This is a genomic window from Luteolibacter flavescens, assembly GCF_025950085.1.
Lineage (GTDB): Bacteria > Verrucomicrobiota > Verrucomicrobiia > Verrucomicrobiales > Akkermansiaceae > Haloferula > Haloferula flavescens.
Genome location: NZ_JAPDDS010000070.1, coordinates 1 through 1,054, shown reverse-complemented (window position 1 = coordinate 1,054; position 1,054 = coordinate 1). Strand labels below are relative to the sequence as shown.

Below are 1,054 nucleotides of genomic sequence, written 5' to 3'. Positions count from 1 at the left end.
GTCATGTCATAGTACATCATAGTTCATGCCCAACACCATGCTGATAAGTATTGGGCCCAAATTGTCTTACAATTACATACGCCCACAGTAAGATGTACTTAGCACACTTAGTACAACCGAGATGGCAGTGTTCTTTGCATACATACAAAATTACATCACTTGCATAGCATTACTGTTACATAACAACATCTCATCCAAGATCAGGAACGATGAAGAAGTCCTCGTCGTCATCGGGTATCTCCACCCGTGGCTTCTTGCTTTGGCGTGCACCGCTCGCCTTGTAGAGCCCCATGTTGCTCGCTGGCTGCGGCGAGGCGAAGAGCTCAGGCACCTCCGCCGCCGTGCTGCCTCCCTTGGCCGGCGACTGGACATGGAACAGGTCGATGTCATCGAGCCACTCCAGATCCTTGAACCCAATAGGAGAGCCCTTCTTGTCGCTGGACTCGTAGTCGGAGAGCTGCAGGAGATCCTCGACGGCCCAGCCCGACGGCGGCAAGAACGGTGACGACGGCACCTCCTGCGCCGCCGCGGACACGGCCGGCTTGGGAGCAGCAGCAGCAGCGATGCCGCTTGCCGGCGGCTTGGAGTTCCCCTTGGGCGCTGGCGGCGGGAGGTGGTCGGCGTTGGCGCTACAGACGGAGCTGAACCCGACGCGGATGCCGGTGGTGAGGTAGCGCTGGTGGTTGCCGGAGAGCGTCCCCGGGACGTGGATGGGCTCGTCGCAGTCCCGGCAGAAGAGCGCCCTGTCCTCCACGCAGAAGATGAACGCCGCCTTCTCCTGGCAGACGTCGCAGCGCGGGAGGGCGGCGGGGAGCGCGGCGTCGAGCGGGAGGCGCTGGTGCTTGCTGGCGAGCTTGTTGGCGGCGTGGATCTCGACGTCGCAGCGCGCGCACAGCGCCGCCTCGTCCGCGCAGCACACCACCGTGGCCGCCGCGGCCTCGCACGCGTCGCACTGGATCCTCATGCCGATGTACTCCCCTCAAAACCGCACACAAAGCTCAATTTACCCTCGAGACGACTAAACTAACTAGTAGATAGATAGAGCTCAGCGGCG

Annotated in this window: 1 protein-coding gene; it reads right to left on the bottom strand. The window is 61.2% G+C overall.

What is annotated here, in order from left to right; genetic code table 11:
* Positions 1-190: 190 nt before the first annotated feature.
* Entirely contained in the window at positions 191-964 is a 774-nt protein-coding gene (locus OKA04_RS25045; RefSeq protein WP_264503874.1) for a B-box zinc finger protein, read from the bottom strand.
* Between the last annotated feature and the right edge of the window lie 90 nt (positions 965-1,054).